The organism is Moorena producens 3L (genome assembly GCF_000211815.1).
In the GTDB taxonomy this organism is placed as follows: Bacteria; Cyanobacteriota; Cyanobacteriia; order Cyanobacteriales; family Coleofasciculaceae; genus Moorena; species Moorena producens.
The window spans coordinates 367960-393806 of record NZ_GL890970.1 but is presented as its reverse complement, the minus strand read 5'-3'; the positions used below and the strand labels follow the sequence as shown (position 1 = coordinate 393806).

The window sequence follows — 25847 nt, the reverse complement described above, 5'->3', positions numbered from 1 at the left end:
GTTCGCCGACGCTACGCGAACAGACTTTAGACTTAATAAGTCTCACAATCCCAAGGCGATAAAAATATGATTAAAACAGACGTTTTAGCTGTTACACCGTTCCGCAAAAAACTGCAAGCTCCCTTAAGTAAACAGCCAATCACGGTTTTACAAATTAATCTGGGGAAGCGTTGTAATCTAGCTTGTAGTCACTGCCATGTGGAAGCTGGTCCTAAGCGAACTGAAGAACTTTCTCCAGAAATTTGTGACCAGCTTATTAAGCTGATTTATCAGTTTCCTCAAATTAAGACCGTTGACTTGACTGGTGGCGCACCAGAGATGAACTATGGCTTTAAGCCCTTAGTTGAAGCAGCATACCAAACCGGAAAGGAGGTGATTGTTCGGTCAAATTTGACCATTTATTTTGAACCGGGATATGAGGATATACCTGACTATTTCGCTAAGCACCAATTACGAGTAGTGGCTTCTTTGCCTTGTTATCTGGAAGATAATGTAGATAAAATGCGCGGCCAGGGGGTTTACGATGGTTCGATTCGGGCGATTCAATGGCTGAATCGGTTGGGCTATGGGAGAAACCCCAAATTAATTCTTGATTTGGTCTACAATCCTTCGTTGCCACTGAGTGAAAAGTTTTCTCTCACTCCTAATCAGGTTAAGTTGGAGAAGGATTATCAAGTGTTCCTAAAAGAACAGTTTGATCTTGACTTCAACCAGCTATTTACAATTACCAATATTCCTGTTGGTAGAACAAAGTTTCATTTAAAACGCACCAAGCTATATGCTCCCTATATGGTGTTTCTAGAAAACAGTTTCAATGCCACTACGGTGGAGCATTTGATGTGTCGCAATGAACTGTCTATTGACTATTTGGGTAATGTCTACGATTGCGATTTTAATCAGATGGAAAATGTAGCAGCAACCTCTGGCACTGGAGAAAGGTTGACAGTTAGTAAACTTATCGAAGCAGGAAGTTTAGACATCATTGAGGAAATTCGCACTGCTTCCTATTGTTATGGCTGTACAGCAGGGTCTGGTTCCAGTTGTGGTGGTGCTTTGATTTGATCCAATCAGAGTTTTTTTTGATTATAATATGAATGGATTTTCATATCAATAATAATTCAACTGCTGACCAGTGCTGAATCATGAACTCAAAAAGTCCATCATCTCAAGCCTTCTGTGTCCGTAAGCTGAAAGTTTTAGCGGACAACACTCGTCTCACTGTTCTGGAAATCCTGATGGAAGGACCAAAACATGTTGGAGAGCTCAAGGCTGTTTTGGGAATAGAGCAAAGTCTGCTATCCCATCATCTCAGAGTTTTGCGGGATGAGGGATTTGTTAGGGCGACGCGAGATGGTAAGGCGGTGCTTTATCAGTGTTCGCTAACCATTCGGCAAGCCAATGGTAATAGAGCAATTGATTTGGGATGTTGTTGCCTCTGTTTTGATTAACAAAGTGCTGAGTAAGTGCTGAGTTTTGAGCTAAGCATTCAGCTGAATGCTTAGCTGAGCACTCTCACTAGTTTCTAGATAAGATGACTGACTGATGATTGATGAAAAATTTAACAACTCTCGCATCAATGTCTATGGGTTTAGTAGCTTGCTTTTGGCTACAATCCTGTGCCCAATCCCCAGAAGTAGCAACCCAATCAAGGGATCAGTTGCAGGGTAAGTTAGTTTTAACCGGTTCTAGTACAGTAGCCCCCCTGGCGTCGGAAATTGGCAAGCGTTTTGAATCAGAAAATCCTGGTGTACGGGTGGATGTGCAGACAGGAGGGTCGTCTCGGGGTATTGCAGATACTCGCCAAGGAGTCGCTGATATTGGGATGGTGTCTCGTGACCTCAAGCAGAGCGAGAAAGATCTGCAAGGGTTTGCGATCGCTCGTGATGGGATTGGCATTATCGTCCATAAAACTAATCCGGTGCAATCCCTAAGTAATGAACAGATTGTGGATATCTATCAGGGCAAAATAGATAACTGGCAAGATGTGGGAGGCAAAAGGGCACCAATTACAGTAGTTAACAAAGCTGAGGGTCGCTCTACCTTGGAGTTATTTCTCAAGTACTTCCAGCTTAAAAATAGTGAGATTAAGGCAGATGTGGTGATTGGGGATAATGAGCAGGGGATTAAAACAGTAGCGGGTAATCCTAATGGGATTGGTTATGTCTCCATTGGCACAGCAGAATATAGCAGCAAACAGGATGTTCCGATTAAATTACTGCCCGTTGCTGGAATAGCGGCAACCACAGAAAATGTTCAAAACGGCACATTCCCGCTATCTCGTTCCCTGACGTTAGTGAGCAAAACTATTCCGGTTGGGTTAGATAAAGCATTTATTGAGTTTTCGCGATCGCAAAAGGTACAAGACATTGTTAAAGAGCAAAACTTTGTCCCCCTCGAAGAATGAAGAATGAAGAATGAAGAATGAAGAATGAAGAATGAAGAATGAAGAATGAAGAATGAAGAATGAAGAATGAAGAATTATACCTTTGCTCCTTACCAATTCCCAATTCTAAATTCCCAATTCTAAATTCCCAATTCTAAATTCCCAATTCTAAATTCCCAATTCTAAATTCTAAATTCTAAATTCTAAATTCTAAATTCCCAATTCTAAATTCCCAATTCTAAATTCCCAATTCTAAATTCTAAATTCTAAATTCTAAATTCTAAATTCCCAATTCTAAATTCTAAATTCTAAATTCCCAATTCTAAATGCTCAATTTTTTTCGGAGTGATACTCTCCTGATCTCGATCCTACAAGGCTGTGCTGTGGTGGCTGGTGCTATCGTGGTGCTGATTCTTGTGTTCCTAATCACGGAAGCCCTGCCAGTATTGGGACAAGTGGGATTACTCCCCTTTTTTACCGATCCATCCTGGCATCCTGCGGAGAGTCTTTACAACTTCACCCCCATGCTTTGGGGTACCCTATTCGTCACGGCTGGGGCGATGGTAGTAGCCACACCCCTGGGCATTCTATCTGCAGTCTTTTGTCAGTATTACGCGCCTTCATCCATTGCTGGACTTTATCGACGGCTAATTGAATTGTTGGCAGGGATGCCCTCAGTTGTTTACGGATTCTGGGGTTTGGTGGAGCTAGTTCCCCTAATTGGACGCTTCCAACCACCAGGAGCCAGTCTTCTAGCTGGAATTGCGATTCTGACCCTGATGATTTTGCCAACTATTGCTCTGACCGCAGACGCTAGCTTTGCCAAAGTCGCTCCAGAATACCTAAAGGGAGCAGCGGCTCTGGGACTATCCCGCTGGGCAACAGTCAGAGGTGTTGTGTTTCCGGCTGCTAAGTCGGGGCTGTTTACTGGCTTGATTTTAGGAACAGGACGGGCGATTGGAGAAACTATGGCGGTGCTGATGGTGTGTGGCAATGTGGTGCAAATTCCCAAAAGCTTATTTGAGCCGATGCGAACTCTTACTGCCAATATCGCCTTGGAAATGGCTTACGCTATGGGCAATCACCGCTCAGCACTTTTTGTCAGTGGCTTGCTGCTGATGGCAATAATTTTGGTACTGGTAGCAATTGCAGAAATGATCAGCAAGGAAGGAATCTATGAGTAAGAATCCTACCAAAACCAAGCCACAAGCCACAACCGACAACCTGCAACCTGCAACCGACAACCGACAACCGACAACCGACAACTTCCAAGTTTCAACAGTGATGATTTGGGCGATCGCACTGTTCGTAACTGCTGTATTCCTCTGGATTTTGAGTGATATCGTCTGGCACGGTGTCGGACAAATTAACTGGGAATTCCTGACTACTGCACCAAAGAATGCTGGACGGGAAGGAGGGATTGGTCCAATTCTGGTTTCCACTGTCCTAATTTTGGGTGTATGTATGACCGTTTCTATTCCGATTGGAGTAGGCACAGCAATACTGCTAGCTGAGTTCACAGATACTAAGAGTATTTTCGGGCGTCTGGTTCGTCGTAGCTTAGATGTGCTAGCAGGGGTACCGTCGATTGTGTTTGGACTATTTGGCAATGCCTTTTTCTGCAAAACCCTAGGGCTAGGCTTTTCGATTTTATCTGGGGGGTTGACATTAGCCTGTATGGTGTTGCCAATCCTAATTCGATCAACAGAGGAAGGGTTTCGCGCCGTTAGTGATGATTATCGGCTTTCTGCCACTGCCCTTGGTTTATCCCGCACTACCACTCTCTGGAATTTGCTGTTACCAGCCGCAGCACCGGGACTAGTGGTGGGATTAGTGTTAGGGATAGGGCGAGCGATCGCTGAAACAGCAGCACTGATATTTACTAGTGGTTATGTGGATCGGATGCCAGAGTCTTTGCTCGATTCTGGGCGATCGCTCTCGATTCATATTTTTGATTTGTCGATGAATGTAACAGGGGGAAATGCTAATGCTTACGCCTCAGCTTTAGTGTTGCTAGTGTTGTTGTTGCTGATTAATGGTACAGCAGCATGGATGGCTGAGTATTGGTTGCATCGGAGGGTGGAGTCTGTTTGTAAGCAATCAGCAATCAGCAATCAGCAATCAGCTTTTTGAATAAAATAAGCTGATTGCTGACGGCTTACCTAATTACTAATTAACAATTATAGCGTTTCTCGTAGCTATGAGGTACACATTATTTTTGCCCTCTTCCCACTTCCGACTTCCCTCTTACCTGCTCCGTTCGCGTAGCGTGGCCTAAGGCCTCAGTCCCTGCTCCCTAAAACCCAGATATTTGTACCTCACAAGTCTTAGAATTGCTAGAACATTAACAATTCCCAAAAACAATGGTTAACCCTTTAAACACAATTGAAAAATTACCGGTAAGCCAGTCTATAAACGACCCATTGATTCAGACCGAGCGGCTATGTTTACATTATGGAACAAAACCGGCCTTTGCTGATGTATCGTTGCCAATTTATACAGGTTCGATTACCGCACTAGTGGGACCGTCTGGTTGTGGCAAGACTAGTTTTTTAAGTTGCCTCAACCGCTTGACAGATTTGATTCCTAATGCTAAAGTTACAGGTAGAATTCGCTTTGGTTCCCTGGATGTGCTGAGTCCTCGGATGGATGCGATCGCAAAGGGTGGTGCTATGGAGCTAATTGCACTTCGCCGTCGTGTTGGAATGATTTTCCAAAAGCCAAGTCCCTTCCCCTTCTCAATCTGGAAGAATCTGGCCTTTCCGTTGCGGGAACATGGTGTTAAAAACCGGGCTAACATTGCTCAGCTCATCGAAACTGCACTCCGGGATGTGGGTTTGTGGGATGAAGTCAAAGACCGACTCCACACCTCGGCTCTTGCTCTGTCTGGTGGTCAAAAGCAGCGCCTGTGCATTGCCCGTGCCTTGGTGTTGCAACCGGAAGTACTCCTGTTAGATGAACCCTGTAGTGCCCTCGATCCCATATCCAGCGGTGTAGTCGAAGATTTGATAGCTAGGCTCAGGGGACGCTACACCCTGGTGATTGTTACCCACAACCTAGCTCAAGCTAGACGAATTGCTGACTATACTGCCGTCTTCTGGGTTAAAGAAGCAGTGGGGCGATTGATTGAATACGGCTGTGTGGAGCAGATTTTTGAATCACCTCAACAAGCTTTGACAGCTGCCTATGTCAATGGAATTAGAGGATGAAGCTGTGGTCTTCCGTGCTCCGAATTCCCGTAAGCATATGCGCTACGCCCACGCTGCTTGAGGTGCCGTCAGTGGTCAGCCGTCAGTGGTCAGTGGTCAGTGGTCAGCCGTCAGCCGTCAGCTTATTTTTATTCAAAAGTAGATAGCTGATAGCTGATAGTTGTAAGATGATAGNTGATATAGCAATTCTTATACCCATGAGATACAAATATGTGGGTTTNAGGGAGCAGGGAGCAGGGAGCAGGGACTTCGGAAGAGGGAAGAGGGAAGAGGGAAGAGGGAAAAAATAATGTGTACCTCATAGCCTTCAGCTATAGCTGATAGCTGATAGCTGATAGCTGATAGCTGATAGCTGATAGCTGATAGCTGATAGCTTACGATTGTTCCTAATTCATACTGGTGTCAGGCAACCAGTTAAGTTCCTTTCTCAGATAAACATGGAGCTGATTAATCTCCTCGTTTTCCAGGATTTCTAATACGGCTAGATTCAAGTTGCTCTGGACATCATAGTAGAGCTTGGGCTCAATCACAAATACCCTAATTTTAATCACACGAGCATTCTGTTCAAGGCGAGAAAATACAACTAAAATTTTCTCCTTGTTCAAGCCATCGATAGAGGAAACGTTTTCTTTAATAGCCTGACAAATTCGCCTAGTTTGCTCAGCCGAAATCCCATCAATTTTCAGATTTAAATTTATGCCCCACTGAACCGTATCGCCAGTCTTATCTGACCAATTTGCAAAAATTCCAGAAATCATTTTAGAATTGGGAAGTTTTTTGATATAACCCCACTCAGTAATAAGAAGCCTTGTACTTCTCAGACCAATATTGAGTATCTTAACCCTACCACTTACTCCGTCCAATACTATCACGTCACCGGGTTTATAGAGACCATCAGCGTAGATAATCACCGTACAACACCAGTCATAGACAATGTCTTTGAATAACAAACCTAAGGCGACACCTGCGCCACCGAGTAGACCGATCAGTGCACCGGCAGATGCCCCCAACACAATCTCACTGGCTTTAATGGCAGCAATCAGGATTGCTGCGATCTGAAAAAGCTTTGGGAAGTACGGCACGAACAAATCGTCGAGTTCAGTTTCAGTGTTTGCCGCCAATCCGGCTAGAAGCTCCCCCAGTAGTGGAGCAGCACGGTAAAGAATATAGGTAGCAATGAACAGAACGCTCACAAACAGAAACTCCGGGATTTTCTGATTCTGTGTATCACTAAGATGGGTTGCCACAACTAGATGTACTAGCCATAGTCCACCGATCCAAATTAGCCAGCCTAATGGTTGCTTAAGAATCCTAATGAACTCATCGTCATGGGTGGTTTCTGTACCGCTAGTCAGACGCTCGAGTCTGTGAATGATTATTGAAGTAAACAACCCTCGCAATATATGGGTGAAGAGGAGGATGAGCACCACAATCACTATCGTGGCAACAGGAATGTTGGGGAGCTGGAAGTCGGATTCAAAGATCCTTTCTTTGATTAGGTTGATTGTACTGTTGATTGTACTCTTAAGGTTTTCCATCGTTTCGACCAAAATACACTAACAGAGATCGACCTGTGCTTAGTTAAATGGCAAGTCGATGGCAAGTCTCTTGGTGGAATGATTTTACTATAAGTTGCGAATTTACCGAATAGTGCTAGGTATGCAATCAACATGATTTAGAGCGATTGCCCGTTTGGGCAGCACCCTAGGAGCCAGTTTGAAAGGTTTACTATCTGTTTGGAGGAGACGTATTCGGTCAATCAACTCGGCAATTTACCGAAAAGTATTAGCTAGTACAAGACGGCAGAAATAGCGATGCATTACTGTAAGCATTCAGCTGTTAGCTTTGGCCAACGGCCAACGGCTGACAGCTGAGGGCTGAATGCTTACCCATTACTAGCTATTGGTTTTGCAATCACGAATCAACTTCCCAGTTCCGTTGATTACAGCCATGGGCTTGTATAGCAGTCGCCAGGGCAGTTAGGACATGACAAAAGTCTCACACCCTTTGTAAGCGATGCAGAGGTGCGACCCGTGGCGAATTTAATTCGCCAACGGAAAGCGCACCTAAGCGGTCTTGGGGGTTTCCCCCACTCGCTATTGCATCAAGAAGCGCAAGAGTTTGACTTCTGACAAAGGACTTCTGACTTCTGACTTCTGCTATAGAATCAAAGGTCTTGTCCCTATAGTTTCCAGGGTCCTGCCAGGAGCTGATGCCTAGATCTCGAATAGTGATGCAGCTTCGGAACAGGGGAGCCAGCGCTGCATCACTTGTTCAAAGGATTGCTAGAATTTATATGCCACCTCACTAACTAAATTTTCCTTTAGCTGTTTGTAGTCTTGGAGTTCCTTTCTCAGATAAACATGCAGGTGATCAATCTCCTCTTTCTGGAGGATTTCTAATATGGCTATGTTCAAGTCATTTATGGCTGCCAAATAGATGGTTTTATCAATCACAAATACCCTAACTATAATCACCCGAGCATTCTCTTCAATGCTGGATAATAAAACGAACATTTTCTGCTTATGCAATCCATCGATAGTCGGAATTTTTCCTTTAATAGCCTGACAAATTCTGGTAGTTTTATCCGCCGAAATACCATCTATTTTAAGAGTTAAATTTATCGCTCCCAACTCCAACGTATCGCCAGGATTTTGTGACCAATAATTGACCACAACTCCACCAATCATTTTAGAATTGGGAATTTTTTTGGTACCACCCACAGTAATAATACGAACCTTTGTGCTTCTCAGACCAATACTGAGTATCTCAACAAAACCATTTATTCCGTCCAATTCTACCCAGTCACCGGGTCTATAGAGACCATCAGCATAGATAACCACTGTACAAAACCAGTCATAGATAATGTCTTTTAATAACAAACCTAAGGCTACACCTGCGCCACCGAGTAGACCGATCAGTGCACCAGCAGATGCCCCCAACAAAATCTCACTGGCTTTACTGGCAGCAATCAAGATTGCTGCGATCTGAAAAAGCCTTGGAAAGTAGGGGACTAACAAATCGTCGAGTTCAGTTTCAGTTTTTGTCGCCAATCCGGCTAGAAGCTCTCCCAGTAGTGGAGCAGCACGGTAAATAATATACGTGGCAATGAACAGAGCGCTCACAAACAGAATCTCGGGGATTTTCTGATTCTGTTCAGGGCTAAGATGACTTCCCACAACTAGATAGGCTAGCCATAGTCCAGCGATCCAAATTAGCCAGCCTAATGGTGCCCTAAGAATCCTAATGAACTCATCGTCTAGGGTGGTTTCTGTACGGCTAGTTATCAGCTCGAGTCTGTGAATGATTATGGCAGTGAACAAGCCTCGCAATATCTGGGTAAGGAGGAGGATAAGCACCACAATAAGTATCGTGGAAACAGGAATGTTGGCGAGCTGGAAGTCGGAATTCAATATCCTTTCTGTGATTAGGTTGATTGTAGTGTTGAATGTACCCTGAAGGTTTTCCATAGTTTCGACCAAAATACAATAACAGAGATCGACCTGTGCCTAGCTAAATGGCAAGTCGATGGCAAATCGATTGGCGAAATGATTTTACTATAAGTTGGGAATTTACCGAATCGTGCTAGGTATGCAATAAATATGATTTAGAGCAATTGCCCGTTTGCGCAGCACCCTAGGAGTCAGGGTGCATCTCATCTTTGTAAAAAAGAAGGGGCCCGGGCGCGGAGAGTCTCCGGCCTGGGCCCAGGAATTTTATTAAAATTTTTGCCTAATTTCAAAGGTGCGCTTTCCGCATCTAATTATTAAATTCCCGTGGCAGCACGCTTTCCAATGGCCGGGTAACCCGGCTTTGGGTCGCGTCTTTCGGCAAAGCCGACGCGGGGCGCGTTCGGGTCGCACCTAAAAGCTATGCAGCTTCGGAATAGGGGAGCCAGGGCTGCATCCCTTGTGCAAAGGATTGCTAGGATTTAGATATCACCTCACTAACTAAATTTCCCTTCATCTGTTTGTAGTCTTCAATTTGCTTTTCCAGCTCAATATGCAGGTGATCAATCTCTTCTTTCTCCAGAATTTCTAATAGGGCTAGATTCAAGGATTGCTGGGCAGCAGTGTAGAGGTTGATATCAATCACATATACTATAATTTTAATTACCCGAGCATTATCTTCAATGTGGGAAAACAAAACTTTCATTTTTTGCTTGTGCAAGCCATCGATAGTCGGGATTAGTTCTTTAATAGCCTGACAAATTCGGGAAGTTTGCTCAGCTGAAATTCCATCAACTTTCAGAGTTAAATTTATGCCCCACTCAAACGTCTTACCAGTCTTCTGGGACCAATTTTCCACAACTCCAGCAATCATTTTAGAATTGGGAACTTTTTTGACAGAACCCCACTCAATAATACAAAGTGTTGTACTTCTCAGACCAATACTGACTATCTGAACAAAACCATTGACTCCGTCCACTACTACCCAGTCACCGGGTTTATAGAGACCATCAGCGTAGATAATCACCGTACAACACCAGTCATAGATAATGTCTTTGAATAACAAACCTAAGGCGACACCTGCACCACCCAGTAGACCGATCAGTGCACCAGCAGATGCTCCCAACAAAATCTCACTGGCTTTAATAGCGGCAATCAGCACTGCTGATATCTGAAAAAGCCTTGGGAAGTAGGGCACAAACAAATCGTCAAGTTCAGTTTCAGTGTTGGCCGCCAATCCGGCTAGAAGCTCCCCCAGTAGTGGCGCAGCACGGTAAAGAATATAGGTAGCAATGAACAGAGCGCTCACAAACAGAATCTCGGGGATTTTCTGATTCTGTTCAGGAGTAAGATGGGTGGCCACAACTAGATGTACTACCCATAGTCCACCGATCCAAATTAGCCAGCCTAATGGTTGCTTAAGAATCCTAATTAACTCATAGTCTAGGGTGGTTTTTGTACGGCTAGTCAGACGCTCGAGTCTGTCAATGATTATTGAAGTGAACAAGCCTCGCAATATCTGGGTGACGAGGAGGATGAGCACCACAATCACTATCGTGGAAACAGGAATGTTGGCGAGCTTGAAGTCGGTATCAAAGATCCTTGCTTTGATTAGGTTGATTGTCGTGTTGAATGTACTTTTAAGGTTTTCCATAGTTTCGACGAAAAGACAACAGCAGAGATCGACCTGTGCCTAGCTAAATGGCAAGTCGATGGCAAGTCTCTTGGTGGAATGATTTTACTATAAGTGGGGAATTTACCCAATAGTGCTAGGCGTGCTAGGTATGCAATAAACATGATTTAGAGCAATTGCCCGTCTGCGCAGCACCCTAGGAGCCAGTTTCAAAGGTTTACTATCTGGGGTGTATCTGATATTTCTAAAAAAGAAGGGGGGCGGGGAGTGTCCGGCCTGGGCGCAGGAATTTTATTAGAATTTTTGGCGTTGCTGAATTAAGGAATGAATGCGCGATCATCTAGTTTTATTAAAGCCCCCGTTGGTCCCCCAATTCTGGGGGACTTTGAGAGTTTTTCCCCCCAAGCGAGCAATCCCTCGCTTGGGGGCTAGGGGGGCGAAACCATACTGAGAATCAGCAACGCCGAATTTTTGCCTAATTTGAAAGGTGCGCTCTTACCATTAAGAATTAAATTCGCGCGATTGTCGCGCCTAAAAGCGATGCAGCTTCGAAGGGAACGAGCGCTGCATCCCTTGTTCAAAGGATTGCTAGGATTTAGATATCACCTCACTAACTAAATTTCCCTTCATCTGTTTGTAGTCTTCAAGTTGCTTTTCCAGCTCAATATGCAGATGATCAATCTCCTCTTTCTCCAGGATTTCTAATATTGCTATATTCAAGGATTGCTGGGCAGCAGTGTAGAGGTTGGTATCAATCACATATACTATAATTTTAATTACCCTAGCATTATCTTCAATGTGGGAAAACAAAACTTTCATTTTCTGCTTGTGCAAGCCATCGATAGTCGGTATTTTTTCTTTAATAGCCTCACAAATTCTGGTAGTTTTATCAGCTGAAGTTCCATCAACTTTCAGAGTTAAATTTATGCCCCACTTAAAGGTCTTGCCAGTCTTCTGGGACCAATTTTCCACAACTCCAGCAATCATTTTAGAATTGGGAAGTTTTTTGATAGAACCCCACTCAGTAATAAGAAGTGTTGTACTTCTCAGACCAATACTGACTATCTGAACAAAACCACTTACTCCGTCCACTATTACATAGTCACCCGGTTTATAGAGACCATCAGCGTAGATAATCACCGTACAACACCAGTCATAGATAATGTCTTTGAATAACAAACCTAAGGCGACACCTGCACCACCCAGTAGACCGATCAGTGCACCAGCAGATGCTCCCAACAAAATCTCACTGGCTTTAATAGCGGCAATCAGCACTGCTGATATCTGAAAAAGCCTTGGGAAGTAGGGCACAAACAAATCGTCGAGTTCAGTTTCAGTGTTGGCCGCCAATCCCCCTAGAAGCTCCCCCAGTAGTGGAGCAGCACGGTAAAGAATATAGGTGGCAATGAACAGAGCGCTCACAAACAGAATTTCGGGGATTTTCTGATTCTGTTCAGGAGTAAGATGGCTTGCCACAACTAGCTGTACTACCCATAGTCCAGCCAGCCAAATTAGCCAGCCTAATGGTGCCCTAATAATCCTAAGGAACTCATCGTCTAGGGTGCTTTCTGTACCGCTAGTCAGACGCTCGATTCTGCTAATGATTATGGCAGTGAACAAGCCTCGCAATATCTGGGTGAACATGAGGATGAGCACCACAAGAACTATCGTGGAAAGAGGGATGTTGGCGAGCTTGAAGTCGGTATCAAAGATTCTTTCTTTGATAACGTTGATTGTATTGTTGAATGTAGTCTTAAGGTTTTCCATAGTTTCGACGAAAATGCAACAGCATAGATCGACCTTTGCCTAGTTAAATGACAAGTCGATGGCAAGTCGATGGCAAGTCTCTTGGTGAAATTATTTTACTATAAGTCGCGAATTTCCCCAATAGTTCTGGGTATGCAATTGGGATTGTAATCCACAAACAGGATTGAGAGCAATTGCCGGTTTCCGCAGCACCCTAGGAGCCAGTTTTAAACTTTTAATATCTGTTTGTAGGAAAAATATTCGGTCAATCACATCTGGATTTTACCGAAAAGTATTAGCTAGTAAAAGAAGCTGGAAATAGCGAAGGATTACTAGCTATTGGTTTGGCGATCGCAAATCAACTGCAATCCATCAACTGCCCAGTTTGGGTTGATTAGAGTCATGGGCTTGTAGAATCAAAAGTTCTGTGCCCATAGTTTCCAGGGTCGTGCCAGGAGCTGATGCCGAGACCTCGAATAGCGCCGATGCACCAACCTGAGGGCTTCCCCCCACTCGCGCTTTGCATCAAGACAAGCATCAAGACAACCCAGTTACTCCTGCTTGGCCAGACTTGTCAACCCAACTTGTAAACAATTAATTCCCTATAAACGGCTAGTTAAACTTGAAACTAAAACTTGATCATTTGCTAGACCTCCCACAATGACTAGTCTATAGCCATCTCGTAAAGACGGAGTTAATAGTAGCATGTTCTACTTGTAATATGGGTACCCTATTTCTAAAATTAATCTAAATTCTCTTGTAGATATGGCGAAAACAATACCCTATTGATGTGTTCTATTGCTAGCCTATCTCGTCATTTCCCCGATCCCACACTTTTAGGTGCAACCCGTGGCGAATTTAATAAGAATTTAATAATTAGATGGGGAAAGCGCACCTTTATGATCAGTATTCAACCGGACTTGATATGAGGAGGATCAGGGGGATGAGCTTGTGATCAGCAAGTAACATCACCAGAAAGCAACTTGCTATCAGGGACTTCTGCACTTTTGGATAAGTTCTATCTCTAGGATTTACACTGATTCCCTGATTTACTAAACTAGCTCCTTATTGATTAAGGCTATTCTCAGTAAAAACTCATTAAGCTAAGATTTAATAGATTCATAAGCCTGGAAATTTCTAGGACTTAATGAGCATTTTAAAATGACGATTAAAATCTATAAAAATTAGATCATTGGGACGTTACAAATAGCGATATTGTGTCCATAACATATTAGATATAGTTATCTAATATGTTATGGGAGGCAATTTAATTTATAATTGTTGTTAATTCAAATAATAACCCTATTTCAAAATAACCAATTACCAATTACTTTTTAACCAGCTCATGAACCTTTCATCCTCGAAATCTCAAAATCTGCCCCAGTCCAAGATACAGCTAAGACTAAGGTTAGGGATTGGGGCAATAGTTTTGGTGACAGCTGCCTTAATTTTACTATTTACGCCCGTTGGGTCTTGGCTGAAGCTGGAAAATTTGAGATTGCTTCAGGAAAGCATGGGTATTTTTGGACCACTGGGGTACATTCTAATTTATATTGTTGCCACAGTACTAGCTGTTCCTGATGCGATTTTAACCTTTTCAGCTGGTGCTCTGTTTGGACTAATGCTGGGTACTTTGTGGACTGTGATTGGTGCTACTTTAGGAGCAACGGCTGCGTTTATGATTGCTCGCTTTGTTGCTGGTGATTGGGTTAAGTATCAGTTTCAGGACTCTCGTTTTGATCAACTCAGTGAGGGAATTGAGAAAAATGGTTTTTGGTTTGTGCTCTCAATTCGCCTGGCACCAATTTTTCCATTCAATGCCGTGAACTATTTGTTTGGCTTAACACCAATTCCTCTACCCACCTATGTTATTGCGACCGCAGTGGGAATTATCCCGGCTACCTTTGCCTATGCTTGGTTAGGTCGCAGTGGTCTCGAAGCTATCAGCGGTAGTCCCCCCTGGCAACTGATCGGAGCACTAGTTGTATTAGCGGTGCTATCTACCACCCCCCTACTTTGGAAAAAATCAAAACTTAGGCAATAACTCTGCTTGTCGGGTGCGTTAATAATGCACCCTACACCATAAGGGCGAATATCAGGGGGAATGAAAGTCGAGTGTTGCGTAAGTCCTGACCCTAAGTCCTGACAATTTAAGGTGATTAAGGTAGAAGATTGATGAGATTGAACAGATTGCTGAAAAGACGAAGCCTTTGGTTAGCGATCGCGCTATTTATTTTGGTCCTATTGTGTTACTCGACTCCTGTCAGAGCCTTATTTAACCAGAGGTTTCTAGTGCAACAGTTGCAAGAATTAGGCCATTGGGCAATCTGTTTATTTATCCTGGTTTATGCTCTGGCAACGGTTTTAGGAATTCCTGGCACAGTACTGACTATCGCTGGTGGTACAGTTTTTGGTTTAGTTTGGGGTACCTTCTGGTCTGTTATCGGAGCAACCTTAGGCGCATTGGGAGCATTTTGGGTAGCGCGTTATCTATTGCGAGATTGGGTTGAATACAAGTTCAGGCATCATAAAGCATTGGTCAGCTTCAATCAAGCAGTGATGCAGACACCCCTGATGTTTGTCTTAGCAGTACGCTTTGCCCCCATTTCTCCTTTTAATGTAGTGAATTTCTTGTTTGGTCTAACCCCGATTAGCTCGGTAGAGTATACCCTTGGCACTTTCTTTGGGATTATTCCTGGTACCCTCGCTTATACTTGGCTGGGAGTAACTGGGGGGGAAGCTTTGCAAGGAGGCGATCGCTTACCATTTTTCCTAGCACTCAGTTTCCTAGGTATACTGTCTGCCTTGCCACTGTTGGCAAAGGGAAAAAAGAAATAGTCTTCCTGTTGCCCATTCTCCTGTCCCATTCTCCTCATTTTACCATCTTTCCCATCCTCCCTATCTCCCCGATCAATCCCAGGAAGTAGCATGGCAATAAAGCAACGTGGTATCAGTGGGTCAATAGGGTAAAAAATTTTCTGATCAACTAGCCCGACTTGCTAGGCTTTTCCTGAAGCGTCTCTGTAAGACAAGTAAAGAACAAGACAGGGATTTACAGGAATCTGTTAAATTTGTTAATATGAAGGGTGTAACCCCTCATTTTTTCCCTGTCTTGATGCAATAGCGAGTGGGGGAAACCACGGCAATAGCGAGTGGGGGGAACCCCCAAGACCGTAATGGTGCGTTTGACCCGTAATTAAATTCGCCACGGGTCGCACCTCTGCCTCCCCAAGACCGCGCTGCATCGCTGAGGTCAGGGGAAAAGGAAGGTTCTGTCAGTAGTACCTTTTAACTTAAACTTTACTCGTTAAAGTTTTTACCTTATTTGTGGAAACGTTAAGTTTTCACAAGTCCCGTGAGACCGAAGGTGAGTGCTTGCCATTCCTTTTGTATAGCAAGACACTTAAGGTGCGCGCCTCCTAGGCCGGGTTCCCCGGCCTTGGGTCGCACCTCAAAGTGTTCTTCACCAAGTGTTTTTCACCAAAATTTAACATTTTGGGGGATATTTACTATACAAGACTGAGGATAGCCTTCCCAAGATTTTCACAATGTGTGATAAAACTTCGTGATTGACCTCAAAAACATCTCAACCAGAATACTAATTTTCTATGCATGTTGATAGAGATGAGTTTCTGTTAATAGGTCTAGGGTAATAGGTAATAGGTAATAGGTAATAGGTAATAGGTAATAGGTAATTGCGATCTACAAGTGGTGTTTAACAGCAGGAATAGTATGATACTCAATTGTAAATTGGCAATTACCAATTATCATGTACCGATGATATATACCCGAATAACTATCTCTCTCCGACCTTAGACATAGGCGTTGAAATTAGGTTTAAGGTTAAGTGGGGTAACGCTTCCAGAATCATTTTTCCCCCTATGTCTATTCATAATAAAATATCCACCCTTGGCGACTTTGAGCTTGGCAGGAAATGACTAAAGAACAGTATTCTAAAAATTGGTTCAATGGACAATCGTTCATTATTAATACTTTTTGCCTGTTACCTTCTCTAGTAATTATCCTAGGGGGAATCAGCCTGTTAATCGAAAACAACAATTTTAGATTGACAGATTCATCAACAATTATTGTAAATCCAATAGAATCACTGATTAGTTGGTTCAAAGACACGTCAGAACCAAAAAACTCATTATCAAGTGTTACTTCTACTAGTTCTGAACAACTAGTATATAAAGCTTCACTGCTCAATAAACTAATCCTACCTATTATAACTGACTATGAAGAAATTGGACTAGGGATAGGGATAGGTATAGACAATATTAAGCCTGGCTTTGAAGCCATTGGTTTTACATTTAACCAGGTAGAAAATATTCACAATAAAATTAATTTTATCGGCCTAAATACGGGGGACACAGTATTAATTAATATCCTGGGAAATGTTAACAATATAACTCAAGCCTCGATCGCCACTAAAATTCCCTATAAATACTCTCATGAAAGCCAATCTGCTTTACTCTTAGGATTATTCATTAGGGTAGTATCACCGGAATGGGAAAATGGTATGGCTTGGATTAACTATGGGTTGAAAGAACTTAGTGAAAACCAGAAAAATTTATTAATCACGGAACAAAAAAACTATCAGATTCACTTAAGGGTTGACCGGGAGGTAGATTTGGTGATTCTCACCATAAAATCTCGCTCTAAATCCTAAGGTAATTGTAACCGTTAATGGTGGTGTCGTATTACCGATGTGTTGAATTGCGTAATAAACGTTAACCACAATGGCTGATGTCTGTAGATATCTATTTTTTTGTAAGCATTCAGCCGTCAGCCGTCAGCCGTCAGCCGTCAGCCGTCAGCTAAAGTAACTCAGCATTATTCCAATGCTTACCTGTTGTCTTGATCCCAAGCGCGAGTGGTTTGAATTTACCGTAAGATAGGGTCGCCTTATTAAAAAATATTTAACCCTTTTCTGCATAACCTGCTAACTATAAAGGCGACCCTATCTAAGGTTTTGTCTCCGGGGGAAACCACGGCAGCGCGGTCATGGGGGGAACCCCCAAGACCGTAATGGTGAGTTTTCCGTAGGCGAATTAAATTCGCCACGGGTCGCACCTCTGCCTCCCCAAGACCGTAATGGTGCGTTTGACCCGTAATTAAATTCGCCACGGGTCGCACCTCTGCATCGCTTATTCAAAAGCACCATCTGTAGCACCTCAAGTAGCGTGCGCATTAGCTGATAGCTGATAGCTGATAGCTGATAGCTGATAGCTGATAGCTGAATACTTACATTTTTTTTTGAGATTACAACAGGCAAAATGCAACATAAACCTAAACGTTTCTGTTGCATTTTGTCTAATGGTTAACAGTTTAATGATTCGATTCAGTTTTGATAGTTTTCAACCCTTAACACAAACAACCTGCTTCAGAGTTGCCACTACCTCAACTAGATCTGACTGATTAGCCATCACCTGATCAATTGGCTTATAAGCACCTGGGATTTCATCGATAACGTCCTTATCTTTACGGCACTCAACACCTTTAGTTTGCTCAACTAAATCATCAACGGTGAACTGCTTTTTTGCTTTGCTGCGAGACATCAAACGACCAGCACCATGAGCACAGCTGCAGTAGCTGTCATGATTGCCTTTACCCTTAACAATGAAAGACTTTGCCCCCATGGACCCAGGGATGATACCATAGTCGTCGGTACGAGCTCGCACTGCTCCTTTTCGAGTAACATAAACCTCTTCGGAGAAATGCACTTCTTTTTCGGCATAGTTGTGATGGCAGTTAACTGACAACAAGGGCTTGAAGGACTTACCACCAGCCAGATGTTTCTCTACAATTCCCTTGAAGCGAGCCATCATGATATCGCGATTGTAACGGGCATAGTTTTGCGCCCATTGCAAATCCCGCCAGTAGGCAGCAAATTCAGGGGTTCCTGCGACAAAGTATGCTAAATCTCGGTCAGGAAGGGTTGTATGTGCTAGCTTTGCTAATTCTTTAGCGGTCTTAATGTGGCACTTAGCTAGCTGATTACCAATATGCCGTGAACCAGAGTGTAGCATCAGCCACACTTGATTGTCGGTATCAAGACACAATTCAATGAAATGATTGCCACCTCCAAGGGAACCCAGCTGTTTCATGGATTTTCCATCTAGCCGTTGCACACCTGGATGAAGTTCCTTAAAATCACGCCAGCCTTGCCAGTTTACCACTGCTTTCTCGATATCTGTGTTTTGCTCAAAGCCAACGGGAATAGCTGCTTCAATGTCCAAGCGAATCTTCTTGAGCTTGCCCTCCAATTGGTCTGCCACAAAAGGGGTTTTAATGGCAGACATGCCACAGTTGTGAACAAACACACCAGCGGTCAGGGCAAAGTTGTGATACTCTGGAACCGTTAGGCAGTAGACATCTTGTTTTTCCTGAAGTGGTAAGATATTGACGACTTTGTGATTTGCCCCCCCTACCAGATTTGAGCTTCGATGCTCGGCACGAGCAAGGTTATGGTGATCAATATGGTGGTCAATGACTGTTCTGTGACCTGGAAAAGATGGTACTGTTCCTGACAATTGAGATTCTAACCATTCAGAGGAAGGGATATCAGAGGGAGGGATAATCCCATCTGCCTTTTGCCATCTTCCAGAATCGGGTTGCTGGATTAAGGTGTAACCATCTTTATCGGTTTGGGAGTAGAAAGGCATCAAGGATGTCCCTGGTTCGAGGTCACGGGCTTCCCGGTAACTACCATCCCTGAGCATGAATCGATGATCGGGAGTACATTTAATTTCTTCTGAGTTGTCGAGAACGACCTTTAAGAGTAGTTGGTTACGGCGGGTTAATTTTGCTGTAGCCTTAGCCGCGACGATTTTTCCGGTTTGTGTGCAGGAGTAGACAATAATTTCTCGCTCTCCTTTGGCTAGTGCTTGGAGTGAGTAAGATTTGCCATCAACCAAGGGAACGAGGGTATCACCTGTAAAACAACCAATATCTACCCCGACAGCTGCTGGCAGGATGGCATCTTTGGTGGCAATTACAGAGCCAACCAATGAGCCTTTACCTAGGTGAACGTCTGGCATTAATGCGACGTGCTTAAACACAAATGGCAGAGACGCAACATTTTTCGCCATTTGGGTTTCCTGAGCAGCTAGGGAGTGATTCGCCCAAGACAGCACAGGTTTTGGGGTGGAGATGTCTAGTTTTTCGTAAGGCATAACAATAAATTATTTATTTTTTTTATATATTACACAATGATACAGATATATTACAAATTTGGCCATAAGGTCGAATCTGATCACCTGGTGTTCATCACAAGTTTTCTTGAAGTAATCTGTGGACAGTTTTGTAAGTGTCACACTATCCCCCTGTGCAGCTAAAATACTCTTGACCTGAAACCTAGCCAGACTCTGGATGATCAGCTTTGCTCAAAGACCAGGGGGCTAACCCCATAACCAGATAATTCCCAAATGAATTCCACTTCTGCAGGAGGTGGCTGTCTCAAATTGAACTATTATAAGATTTGGAGTTATTGAGTAATTTTTTTATATATTGCTATGGATATTCTGACACTAGGCTGGGTTTCTGTACTGGTTTTGTTCACTTGGTCAATCTCAATGGTTGTCTGGGGTCGTAACGGGTTTTAACAGTATCGTGGAAAATCCCGTAATCACTATGTTGTTCTTTGCTGCCGCTGGATTATTAGTGGTGGTCAGCGGAGGAATCATTTATCTAACTGCTGCTGAGTGGCGCGATCGCCGCCGCAAACAGCGGGATAAACAGGGATGAAAATCTGACAGCGGATGGCTGGGGGTTTTCATCCCTCTAAAGGAAGCACTACCAACTTATCAAAAGGGAGAGTTTGAGAGGGAAAAGAATACCCCTTGACGAATAGTTTGGGGATGAATTTTTACTTTCAAATAGTGTTAAAATAAAAGAGAAAGGTCTTAAAAAACTGGGAATTGACCTTACTCAGCTACCCCCGGTGCGGGGGAAAGTTACGCCCTAGGAGATAACAATCTATTTGGTTGTGCCTGGGAATCCCCATCCAAGACGGTTGGGGAAGTTCAAATCTCAACCAAACAAGCAAACGTTAATTAGTTTTGTTTGAACAGAGTCCTAGGAGGCTAAATCGTCGGACTCACTTGATATCGCTAAAGCTTATTCGTCCTAAATCAATACTAAAATTTATAATCCGTGATGTCACATGACGGAACAACCTTTTATAGTTTCTGCTCAGTATCTGAGTGAGCATCTTGATGATCCCGACATCGTAATTGTCGATTGCCGTTTTGCTCTATCTGATCCAGACCTGGGCTATGAGCAGTATAAAGTTAGCCATATCCCGGGCGCTCACTATCTCGATTTGAATAAGGACCTTTCGAGACCAGTAGAGCGTCATGGTGGGCGTCATCCTTTGCCTGAACCTCGGAAGTTAGCTCAAAAATTAGCAGGGATTGGTGTTAATTTCCGAAAAACCCTAGTGATTGCCTATGATGATTCCCGTTGTGCCTTTGCAGCCCGCTTGTGGTGGCTGCTGCGCTACTTGGGACACGACCAAGTGGCGTTGCTGGATGGGGGTTGGACAGGATGGCATTCCCAAGGGTATCCAGTAACTGATCAAGAGCCTACCACAAAACCAGGAATCTTTGTAGAGCAGTTGCGCTCTGATTCGGTGGTGGATATTAATAGTGTGAAAGTACGTAAAGATTTGCCAGAGGTGGCGTTGGTAGACTCTAGGGAAAGCGATCGCTATTTAGGTAAACGAGAACCGATTGACCCTGTTGCCGGTCACATTCCCGGTGCCCTCAACTACCCTTGGCATGGTGTGACGGACACCAATGGTTATTTGCAACCATTAACATTGCAACAAGAGCGCTGGACTGAGCTGGAGAACAAACAAGAAATTCTGGTTTATTGTGGTTCTGGTGTAACCGCTTGTGTCAATCTCTTCTCCCTAGCATTGGCAGGAATGAACACTGGCAAGCTCTATGCTGGGAGTTGGAGTGACTGGTGCTCTTATCTATAATTTTACCCACCCGTTGACGCTGAAAGCTTTGAGGAACTGTGGCACTACTCAAAGCAAGCAACAGGTTAAGTGTGTTGCTTGCGCAAAAGCTTGCCAATCCCGTTAAACTACCACCCCTTTGATACTCCTGATTGTTTCGATCTGAGTTGGTCCCCTTCTCCCTATAACTTAACTGGAGAGGAGGGAAAATTTGGCATCCTATCCTCAAAATCCGGAAATTATCCCCCTATTGCTTACTCTTTCACGAGGTAAGTACAGATCACTCATCACTATCAGTAGTAATCAAATCACTAATTACCACTAACGTAAGCATTCAGCCGTCAGCCGTCAGCATTCAGCTTTGTGGCACAGGCTTAATGCCTGTGACTTTACTCAGATTAAACGAATGCTTACCTGTTTTATTCAAAAGCTGTTCGGTGTAGCTTGCCCAAGCGCCCATAAACTGATAGCTGATAGCTGATAGCTGAGTGCTTACCCACTAACTAGTTAAGTCTTAGGTAATTACTAATTTACTAGCTAAAAACTGCTAGAATAAAAAATTATCTTAAAGATTATATAGAAAATTGTTAGGTTTAAGTAAATATGCATTGTCCACTGAAACGTATGTCTATTTTTGTAGACGGCAATAATATGTTTTACGCCCAACAAAAGAATGGGTGGTTTTTTGATCCTAGGCGGGTTTTGGACTATTTTAAAAACGAGCCTGGTATTACTCTAGTTAATGCATTTTGGTACACCGGACTCAAAGATCCTCAAGACCAGCGGGGGTTCCGAGATGCTCTAATTAGTCTAGGATACACCGTTCGTACTAAAATTTTAAAGGAATATTATGATGATAACTCTGGTCGCTATTCACAAAAGGCTAATTTAGATATAGAAATTGTTGTGGATATGTTTAATACTGTGGAACAGTATGACAAAGTGATCTTGTTTAGTGGAGATGGGGATTTTGAAAGAGCCATTGAATTACTGCGCTCTAAAAATACCCATATTACGGTGGTTTCCACAGAAGGGATGATTGCTAGGGAACTGAGGAATGCCACTGACCGTTATATTGATTTAAATGATGTCCGTGATCAAATTGAAAAAATTGATTCATAGTTATAATTATATATGAAGCAAACTTTCGATCTAGTTGGCTGACGACCGTTCTCTTCAAATCACTGACTATCAACCCATCGAGTTAGTTATGAACCAGCAACCTCAATCAGAGCGCATTATCATTTTTGACACTACCCTTCGGGATGGGGAACAATCTCCTGGAGCAACCCTCAATGTGGATGAGAAGCTGATTATTGCTCACCAACTGGCACGATTGAGAGTAGATGTGATTGAAGCAGGCTTTCCCTACGCTAGTCCTGGTGATTTTGAGGCGGTGCAAAAAATTGCTCAAGCCGTGGGCATAGAATCTGGACCAACTATTTGTGGTCTAGCACGGGCAAGTCGTGATGATATCAAGGCGGCGGCGAATGCCCTCAAACCGGCAGCTAATGCCCGTATTCACACTTTCATTGCTACTTCGGATATTCATCTGGAGTACAAACTGAAGAAGACTAGAAAGGAAGTGTTAGAGATTGCTCCAGAAATGGTGGCTTATGCCAAGTCTTTTGTGGATGATGTGGAATTTTCCCCGGAGGATGCAGGGCGCAGCGATCCCGAGTATCTCTACCAAGTCCTGGAACGGGTAATCGATGCGGGGGCTACTACGGTTAATATTCCTGATACTGTAGGTTACACTACCCCAAGCGAATTTGGTGGCTTGATTCGTGGGATTAAGGAAAATGTTCCCAATATTGACCGGGCAATTATTTCTGTCCATGGTCATAATGATTTAGGTCTGGCAGTGGCTAATTTCCTGGAAGCAGTGAAAAATGGAGCCCGGCAACTGGAATGCACGATTAATGGTATTGGAGAACGGGCTGGTAATGCGGCTTTGGAAGAGTTGGTAATGGCATTACATGTCCGCCGTCAGTATTTTAATCCTTTCTTCGGACGCCCCCCAGAGTCGAAGGAACCCCTAAGCACTATTGATACTCGTCAGATTTACAAGACATCCCGTCTGGTTTCGAGTCTTACCGGGATGTTGGTACAACCGAATAAGGCGATCGTGGGCTCGAATGCTTTTGCTCATGAGTCTGGTATTCACCAGGATGGGGTGCTTAAGCACAAGCTGACCTATGAAATCATGGATGCGGAGTCGATTGGGTTAAAGGAAAATCAGATAATACTGGGTAAACTATCCGGTCGCAATGCTTTCCGTTCTCGCCTCAAGGAGTTGGGCTATGAGTTGTCCGACAATGACCTGAATAAGTCGTTTGTTCGGTTTAAAGAGGTGGCGGATAAGAAGAAGGAGATTACGGATTGGGATTTAGAAGCTATTGTTAATGATGAAGTTTATCAGGCACCGGAAGTGTTCCATTTAGAGTTGGTGCAGGTGTCCTGTGGGGATAATTCTAGTCCTACGGCTACGATTACCCTGCGAACACCTACCGGTGAAGAACTTAGTGATGCTGCTATTGGTACTGGTCCGGTGGATGCGGTGTACAAGGCCATTAATCGGGTGGTGAATGTGCCTAATGAACTGATTGAGTTTTCGGTGCAATCGGTAACGGCAGGAATTGATGCTCTTGGGGAAGTGACTATTCGTTTGCGGCACGATGAACGGGTCTATTCGGGTTATGCGGCGAATACGGATATTATTGTGGCTTCTGCACAGGCCTATGTGAATGCGCTGAACCGACTGTATTCAGCCATGCAGAACGGTAAGTTGGGTAATGATCCTGAGTTATCGATAGGATCTAGAGCAGGGGTCTGATCTCAAATTGTTATGGAATTATAGCAAGTCTTATACCCATGAGGTACAACTTGATCCCCCTAAATCCCCCTTAATAAGGGGGACTTTGAGGTTGAGAAGCGTACCTCATAAATTCTAGAAACGCTATATCTAATATCTTACTGATTGAGTTTTCGGTGCAATCGGTAACGGCAGGAATTGATGCTCTTGGGGAAGTGACTATTCGTTTGCGGCACGATGAACGGGTCTATTCGGGTTATGCTGCCAGTACGGATATTATTGTGGCTTCAGCACAGGCCTATGTGAATGCGCTGAACCGACTGTATTCAGCCATGCAGAACGGTAAGTTGGGTAATGATCCTGAGTTATCGATAGGATCTAGAGCAGGGGTCTGATCTCAAATTGTTATGGAATTATAGCAAGTCTTATACCCATGAGGTACAACTTGATCCCCCTAAATCCCCCTTAATAAGGGGGACTTTGAGGTTGAGAAGCGTACCTCATAAATTCTAGAAACGCTATATCTAATATCTTAAAGTTTAAACCTCTGCATACTTTGCCTTTCAATATTCAATAATTGTCCCACTGGTTGAAACGGTGGGATTTATTTTTGCTGAAAGGTTTTTGTTGACACTCCCCACTACTCGACTGTTCGATAAAATAAGGTTTTATTTGCCAAGGTCTAGGTCTAAGTTAGGAATTAGGATTGCGTATGTCAGCTGCCGAGCTAAACACTGACAGAAAACACCAACGTCACACAGAGTCAGGCTTTTACTATTTTGCTTATGGCTCTTGTATGTGTCCAGTAGATTTAAAGCGATCGCTTGGGGAAGATACTCATAATTTTGTGATTGGTACTGCTACTCTCAAGGATTATCATATTGGTTTTTATCGCAAATCTCGACGTCGTAATTGTGGGACGCTGGATGTGGTGAAAACTCCTGGGTCAAGGGTTGAAGGAGTTTTGTATCATTTACCTTGGCGGGTGAGTGAAGCTTTGGATCTGCGGGAAGAAGTGCCTCGCGGTGGCTACCGACAGGAAATGGTAAATGTCCACTGTCAAAATAAGTTGTATCAGGGCGTTCGGACTTATGTGGTGGTCAATAAGTTAGATCAGGAAATGGCTCCTAATGATTGGTATTTCCATGTGGTACTCCGGGGTGCTGTTACCTGTGGGCTATCTGAGGAGTATTGCTGGAAGTTGTTTGATCATATGCACCAGTTGCAACTAAAGGCGAGCTGAGGATTGCTAGCAAAGGGAACAGGGAACAGTTGATGTAGGGTGGGCAGTAAGTATCATCCGGATGGTAAGCTTTGGAATTGGTATTATTACTGCCCACCTTACGATTAATTTTACTCTATTTTACCATGAATTTTCTGTTGGTGGGCAGTGCCGATTTAACTGACTACAACCTTGAAAATTTCTAGGAAGCACTGCCCACCCTACGATTATTTTTACGATTAATTTTCTGTTGGTGGGCAGTGCCGATTTAACTGACTACAAGCTGGAAAATTTCTAGGAAGCACTGCCCACCCTACGATTATTTTTACGATTAATTTTCTGTTGGTGGGCAGTGCCGATTTAACTTTCTACAAGCTGGAAAATTTCTAGGAAGCACTGCCCACCCTACGATTCTACGATTA

23 protein-coding genes and 1 pseudogene are annotated in these 25847 nt (G+C 43.6%); 17 read left to right on the top strand and 7 right to left on the bottom strand.

Features of this window, described 5'->3' with window-relative positions:
- The first annotated feature begins 66 nt into the window (after positions 1-66).
- From arsS to LYNGBM3L_RS44645, 7 genes are all read left to right on the top strand, one after another.
- Entirely contained in the window at positions 67-1062 is a 996-nt protein-coding gene (gene arsS / locus LYNGBM3L_RS30315) for an arsenosugar biosynthesis radical SAM (seleno)protein ArsS (RefSeq protein WP_008190405.1), read from the top strand.
- Positions 1063-1142: 80 nt separating this feature from the next.
- Positions 1143-1448: an ArsR/SmtB family transcription factor gene (locus tag LYNGBM3L_RS30310; RefSeq protein WP_008190403.1), complete on the top strand. Its 306-nt coding sequence runs from the start codon at positions 1143-1145 to the stop codon at positions 1446-1448.
- 101 nt (positions 1449-1549) lie between these two features.
- Entirely contained in the window at positions 1550-2404 is an 855-nt protein-coding gene (locus tag LYNGBM3L_RS30305) for a phosphate ABC transporter substrate-binding protein (protein WP_131826900.1), read from the top strand.
- 305 nt (positions 2405-2709) lie between these two features.
- On the top strand, positions 2710-3567 hold the full coding sequence (pstC, locus tag LYNGBM3L_RS30300) for a phosphate ABC transporter permease subunit PstC (protein ID WP_008190400.1): 858 nt from the start codon (positions 2710-2712) through the stop codon (positions 3565-3567).
- 100 nt (positions 3568-3667) lie between these two features.
- Positions 3668-4516 (top strand): phosphate ABC transporter permease PstA, encoded by an 849-nt coding sequence (gene pstA, locus LYNGBM3L_RS30295; RefSeq protein WP_438941763.1) that lies wholly within the window; start codon positions 3668-3670, stop codon positions 4514-4516.
- 230 nt (positions 4517-4746) lie between these two features.
- Entirely contained in the window at positions 4747-5592 is an 846-nt protein-coding gene (locus tag LYNGBM3L_RS30290; protein ID WP_008190397.1) for a phosphate ABC transporter ATP-binding protein, read from the top strand.
- On the top strand, positions 5589-5738 hold the full coding sequence (locus LYNGBM3L_RS44645; protein ID WP_154659969.1) for a hypothetical protein: 150 nt from the start codon (positions 5589-5591) through the stop codon (positions 5736-5738). Before LYNGBM3L_RS30290 ends, LYNGBM3L_RS44645 begins: the two co-directional genes overlap by 4 nt.
- A 240-nt stretch (positions 5739-5978) precedes the next feature.
- On the opposite strand, the gene LYNGBM3L_RS30285 is transcribed toward LYNGBM3L_RS44645, so the two are convergent.
- The 4 genes from LYNGBM3L_RS30285 to LYNGBM3L_RS30270 form a co-directional block, all read right to left on the bottom strand.
- On the bottom strand, positions 5979-7130 hold the full coding sequence (locus LYNGBM3L_RS30285; protein ID WP_008190393.1) for a mechanosensitive ion channel family protein: 1152 nt from the start codon (positions 7128-7130) through the stop codon (positions 5979-5981).
- A 747-nt stretch (positions 7131-7877) separates the two neighbouring features.
- Positions 7878-9062: a mechanosensitive ion channel domain-containing protein gene (locus LYNGBM3L_RS30280; protein ID WP_008190391.1), complete on the bottom strand. Its 1185-nt coding sequence runs from the start codon at positions 9060-9062 to the stop codon at positions 7878-7880.
- A 454-nt stretch (positions 9063-9516) separates the two neighbouring features.
- Positions 9517-10695: a mechanosensitive ion channel family protein gene (locus LYNGBM3L_RS30275; protein ID WP_008190389.1), complete on the bottom strand. Its 1179-nt coding sequence runs from the start codon at positions 10693-10695 to the stop codon at positions 9517-9519.
- Positions 10696-11262: 567 nt separating this feature from the next.
- The gene (locus LYNGBM3L_RS30270) at positions 11263-12441 is read right to left on the bottom strand and encodes a mechanosensitive ion channel domain-containing protein (protein ID WP_008190387.1); all 1179 of its coding nucleotides are present in this window, start codon (positions 12439-12441) and stop codon (positions 11263-11265) included.
- A gap of 1324 nt (positions 12442-13765) precedes the next feature.
- Here LYNGBM3L_RS30270 and LYNGBM3L_RS30265 point away from each other — a divergent pair.
- Positions 13766-14464 (top strand): TVP38/TMEM64 family protein, encoded by a 699-nt coding sequence (locus LYNGBM3L_RS30265; protein ID WP_008190384.1) that lies wholly within the window; start codon positions 13766-13768, stop codon positions 14462-14464.
- 131 nt (positions 14465-14595) lie between these two features.
- A complete protein-coding gene (locus LYNGBM3L_RS30260; protein WP_081431836.1) occupies positions 14596-15258 on the top strand; it encodes a TVP38/TMEM64 family protein in 663 nt (220 codons plus the stop codon).
- Positions 15259-15494: 236 nt separating this feature from the next.
- Here LYNGBM3L_RS30260 and LYNGBM3L_RS49135 read toward each other — a convergent pair whose 3' ends face one another.
- Positions 15495-15629, bottom strand: coding sequence for a hypothetical protein (locus LYNGBM3L_RS49135; RefSeq protein WP_267872115.1), 135 nt, complete (start codon positions 15627-15629; stop codon positions 15495-15497).
- Positions 15630-16354: 725 nt separating this feature from the next.
- On the opposite strand from LYNGBM3L_RS49135, the gene LYNGBM3L_RS30255 reads away from it, so the two are divergent.
- Entirely contained in the window at positions 16355-17092 is a 738-nt protein-coding gene (locus LYNGBM3L_RS30255; RefSeq protein WP_008190379.1) for a hypothetical protein, read from the top strand.
- Positions 17093-17331: 239 nt separating this feature from the next.
- Here LYNGBM3L_RS30255 and LYNGBM3L_RS44640 read toward each other — a convergent pair whose 3' ends face one another.
- Both LYNGBM3L_RS44640 and LYNGBM3L_RS30250 read right to left on the bottom strand, forming a co-directional pair.
- Positions 17332-17550, bottom strand: a complete 219-nt coding sequence (locus tag LYNGBM3L_RS44640; RefSeq protein WP_154659968.1) for a hypothetical protein — start codon at positions 17548-17550, stop codon at positions 17332-17334.
- 230 nt (positions 17551-17780) lie between these two features.
- Positions 17781-19598: an intein-containing RctB family protein gene (locus tag LYNGBM3L_RS30250; protein ID WP_008190378.1), complete on the bottom strand. Its 1818-nt coding sequence runs from the start codon at positions 19596-19598 to the stop codon at positions 17781-17783.
- A gap of 339 nt (positions 19599-19937) precedes the next feature.
- On the opposite strand from LYNGBM3L_RS30250, the gene petN reads away from it, so the two are divergent.
- The 7 genes and pseudogenes from petN (at position 19938) to LYNGBM3L_RS30225 (ending at position 25446) form a co-directional block, all read left to right on the top strand.
- On the top strand, positions 19938-20027 hold the full coding sequence (petN, locus tag LYNGBM3L_RS37415) for a cytochrome b6-f complex subunit PetN (RefSeq protein ID WP_010871354.1): 90 nt from the start codon (positions 19938-19940) through the stop codon (positions 20025-20027).
- 7 nt (positions 20028-20034) lie between these two features.
- Positions 20035-20169: a hypothetical protein gene (locus LYNGBM3L_RS49130; protein ID WP_267872114.1), complete on the top strand. Its 135-nt coding sequence runs from the start codon at positions 20035-20037 to the stop codon at positions 20167-20169.
- A 418-nt stretch (positions 20170-20587) separates the two neighbouring features.
- Positions 20588-21409 carry a sulfurtransferase gene (locus LYNGBM3L_RS30245; protein ID WP_008190374.1) on the top strand — a complete coding sequence of 274 codons (822 nt, stop codon included), beginning with the start codon at positions 20588-20590 and terminating at the stop codon, positions 21407-21409.
- A gap of 582 nt (positions 21410-21991) precedes the next feature.
- Entirely contained in the window at positions 21992-22510 is a 519-nt protein-coding gene (locus LYNGBM3L_RS30240; RefSeq protein WP_044495347.1) for a LabA-like NYN domain-containing protein, read from the top strand.
- 88 nt (positions 22511-22598) lie between these two features.
- Positions 22599-24224, top strand: coding sequence for a 2-isopropylmalate synthase (locus LYNGBM3L_RS30235; protein ID WP_044495474.1), 1626 nt, complete (start codon positions 22599-22601; stop codon positions 24222-24224).
- 140 nt (positions 24225-24364) lie between these two features.
- Positions 24365-24598: pseudogene (locus LYNGBM3L_RS30230) on the top strand (alpha-isopropylmalate synthase regulatory domain-containing protein); the annotation flags it as partial.
- Positions 24599-24915: 317 nt separating this feature from the next.
- A complete protein-coding gene (locus LYNGBM3L_RS30225) occupies positions 24916-25446 on the top strand; it encodes a gamma-glutamylcyclotransferase family protein (RefSeq protein ID WP_008190370.1) in 531 nt (176 codons plus the stop codon).
- Positions 25447-25847 lie beyond the last annotated feature (401 nt).